Consider the following 3,736-nt stretch of genomic DNA (forward strand, 5'->3'; position numbering starts at 1 on the left):
GTACTCATCTGCCGGCGGCGGGATAACGCGGCCTTCCTCTTCCAACTGCTTGCGCCGGAACCGCGCCATGTCTTCCGGATCGTCGAGATAGTAGCGGTCGTCGCCTTCGGGGGCGCGGCCCAGTTCGCGCAGTCGTGTCTCGCGGCGCAAGGCGCGGCGGTCGAGCCGGGTCTGCGGCGGCTGGATGGCGATGACCTTGCCGGTATCGGCATCGACGATCACGCGGTTGCCCCTGGCGTCGTAGTAGATGTCGAGATTACCGTCCTGGGCGACAAGGATGCCCCCGGTATCGGCAGCGCGGACAACCCTTGGCGCATTGTCCGTCGTCGGCGCGGCGAACGCCCCGGAAGACACAAGCCCGGCGGCTAGCGCCGAGAGGGCAAAGATCGTGCGGAACATGGTGGCCAAATTCTCCGGTCCGTAAATTTGCCGCCGCCGGCATTGTCTTCTGGCGAACCCCTTCGCCAGCAAACCAGTTACACCATCCTATGGTTCCAACATGAACCGGGCATGAAGATGGCGGTTTTCCGGCGCCTCAAGGAATATAGGCTAGCTTTCGGCAAGTCCCAATTCCTTGCGCGCCTGCCTGGTAAGCTTCAGGGCGACAAGGCGATGGCTCTCGCGCAGATAGTCCTTCAGCGCGGCATCATCCATGCTCTGGCTTGTCCGACGCTGGATCCATGTCATGCCGCGCGAGGCAAGATAGGGTGCGGGCCGTAGCCCCGGCTGTTCCTTGAGCACATCATAGGCGATATCGGAACATTTGAAGGTGACGAAGAGCTGCTGGCCATCGTCCCAGCCGCCGATCGCGAAGACCTTGGCCCCCACCTTCCAAACATGGGCGCCACCCCACTGGACGACATGGGTCGTCGAAGGCAGCGAGTCGCAGAAGCTGTTGTAGTCGTCCAGTGTCATCCCCACCCCACGTTTTATATGAAAACGCCGCGCGTCCAGGAAGGACGCGCGGCGCAGGATCAGGCTGCCGCTTCCGCCGCGACGATCGTCGGTTTGGAGCGGAAATTCAGCCGGTCGGAACCGGCTGTCACCTTGACGGTCGAGCCGTCGAGGATGTCGCCGAGCAGGATCTTCTCCGCCAGTGGGTCCTGCAATTCCTTCTGCATCACCCGCTTCAGCGGCCGCGCGCCATAGGCCGGGTCGTAGCCCTTGGCCGCCAGCCAATCCACCGCCTCCTGGTCCAGCGATAGCGTGATCTTGCGGTCGACAAGCAGGCTCTCGAGCCGCTTGAGCTGGATCTCGACGATGCGGCCCATATCCTGCCGGCGCAGCCGGTGGAACAGGATCACCTCGTCGACGCGGTTGAGGAACTCCGGCCGGAACGATGCCCTGACGACGTTCATCACCTCGTCGCGCACCAGATCGACATCCTGGTCCTCGGTGAGGTTGACGAGATATTCGGCGCCGAGGTTCGACGTCATGATGATCAGCGTGTTGCGGAAGTCGACCGTGCGGCCCTGGCCGTCGGTCAGGCGGCCGTCGTCGAGCACCTGCAAAAGCACGTTGAACACATCCGGATGCGCCTTCTCGATCTCGTCGAACAGCACGACCTGATAGGGCCGGCGCCGCACCGCTTCGGTCAGCGCGCCGCCTTCCTCATAGCCGACATAGCCGGGAGGCGCGCCGATCAGCCGGGCGACCGAGTGCTTTTCCATGAACTCCGACATATCGATGCGCACCATGGCGCTCTCGTCGTCGAACAGAAAGCTCGCCAGCGCCTTGGTCAGCTCGGTCTTGCCGACACCCGTCGGTCCGAGGAACATGAACGAGCCGATCGGCCGGTTCGGATCCTGCAGGCCCGCGCGGGCGCGCCGCACCGCTTTCGACACAGCTTGCACCGCCTCGCCCTGGCCAACGACGCGCTTGCCGATCTCGTCTTCCATGCGCAGCAGCTTGTCGCGCTCGCCCTGCAGCATCTTGTCGACCGGAATGCCGGTCCAGCGCGAGACGATATGGGCGACGTGGTCGGGGGTAACCACCTCTTCGACCATGCCGGCTTTGCCGTCCTGGGCCTCGGCCTCCTTCAGCTTCTTTTCCAATTCCGGAATCTTGCCATAGGCAAGCTCGCCGGCGCGCTGGAATTCACCCTTGCGCTGAGCAATGGCAAGGTCGTTGCGCGCCTCGTCGAGCTGCTTCTTCAGGTCGGCGGCGAGCCCGAGCTTCTGCTTCTCGGCCTGCCACTTGGCGGTGATCTCGGTCGATTCCTCCTCAAGGCCGACGAGTTCCTTTTCCAGGCGGGCGAGCCGGTCCTTCGAAGCATCGTCCGTCTCGACCTTCAGCGCCTCGCGCTCGATCTTGAGCTGCATGATGCGGCGATCGATCTCGTCCAGCGCCTCGGGCTTGGAATCGACCTGCATGCGCAGCCGCGATGCGGCTTCGTCGACCAGGTCGATCGCCTTGTCCGGCAGGAAGCGATCGGCGATGTAGCGGTTGGACAGCGTCGCCGCCGCCACCAGCGCTGAATCCGAAATGCGCACCTTGTGGTGCTGCTCGTATTTCTCCTTCAGGCCGCGCAGGATCGAAACGGTGTCTTCCACCGTCGGCTCGTCGACGAAAACCGGCTGGAAGCGCCGGGCAAGGGCTGCATCCTTCTCGACATGCTTGCGATACTCGTCGAGCGTGGTGGCGCCGACGCAGTGCAGCTCGCCGCGCGCCAGCGCCGGCTTCAACAGGTTGGACGCATCCATGGCGCCATCCGCCTTGCCGGCGCCGACCAGCGTGTGCATCTCGTCGATGAACAGGATGATGTTGCCGCTGGCCGAGGTGACTTCGGAGAGCACGGCCTTCAGCCGCTCCTCGAACTCGCCGCGATATTTGGCGCCGGCAATCAGCGCGCCCATGTCGAGCGCCATCAGCTGCTTGTCCTTCAGCGATTCCGGTACGTCGCCATTGACGATGCGCAGTGCCAGGCCTTCGGCGATCGCCGTCTTGCCGACGCCGGGTTCGCCGATCAGCACCGGATTGTTCTTGGTGCGGCGCGACAGCACCTGGATGGTGCGGCGGATCTCGTCGTCACGGCCGATCACGGGGTCCAGCTTGCCGGCACGGGCATCCGCAGTCAGGTCGCGCGCGTATTTCTTCAGCGCGTCGTAGCCCTGTTCGGCACTCGCCGAATCGGCGGTGCGGCCCTTGCGGACATCGTTGATGACCTGGTTGAGCGCCTGCGCGGTGACGCCGGCCTTGGCCAATATGTCGGCGGTCTTGGCCGACTTTTCCATGGCGAGCGCCTGCAAGAGCCGCTCGACCGTGACAAAACTGTCGCCGGCTTTCTTGGCCAGTTCCTCGGCGGTCGAAAACACTTTCGCCAGCGGCTGGGCCAGATAGAGCTGGCCATTGCCGCCCTCGACCTTGGGCATCGCTTCGAGCGCCGTCTCGACGCCAAGCTTGACGTCGCGGATGTTGCCGCCGGCGCGTTCGATCAGCGACGCGGCCAAGCCCTCGTCGTCGTCGACGAGCACTTTCAGGATATGTTCAGGGGTGAATTGCTGGTGGTTGCGGGAAAGCGCCATGGTCTGCGCGGACTGGATAAAGCCGCGCACGCGCTCTGAGTATTTCTCAAGGTTCATATCTGTCTCCTTCCATCACCGGCCCGCTTTGCGGCACCGGATCCGATTGCGGTGACGGACCCGCTCATTCGAGCCGGGTCCAGTTGAGGCTGATATGGTGCACAGGCGCTGAACCCTCAAGACGTCCCGATATCGGCAACCACATAATATTGCAC

General features: G+C 63.7%; 2 protein-coding genes and 1 pseudogene. All 3 read right to left on the bottom strand.

Annotation, left to right across the window (positions count from 1 at the left end; genetic code table 11):
* Positions 1-399 (bottom strand): annotated as a pseudogene (locus EN884_RS29115) (hypothetical protein); the annotation flags it as partial.
* Positions 400-549: 150 nt separating this feature from the next.
* On the bottom strand, positions 550-915 hold the full coding sequence (locus EN884_RS29120; RefSeq protein WP_013529465.1) for an MmcQ/YjbR family DNA-binding protein: 366 nt from the start codon (positions 913-915) through the stop codon (positions 550-552).
* Positions 916-974: 59 nt separating this feature from the next.
* Complete coding sequence (gene clpB, locus EN884_RS29125) at positions 975-3,581, bottom strand: ATP-dependent chaperone ClpB (RefSeq protein WP_063169066.1); 2,607 nt, start codon at positions 3,579-3,581, stop codon at positions 975-977.
* Between the last annotated feature and the right edge of the window lie 155 nt (positions 3,582-3,736).

Source organism: Mesorhizobium sp. M7A.F.Ca.AU.001.01.1.1, from assembly GCF_004022735.1.
In the GTDB taxonomy this organism is placed as follows: domain Bacteria; phylum Pseudomonadota; class Alphaproteobacteria; order Rhizobiales; family Rhizobiaceae; genus Mesorhizobium; species Mesorhizobium ciceri.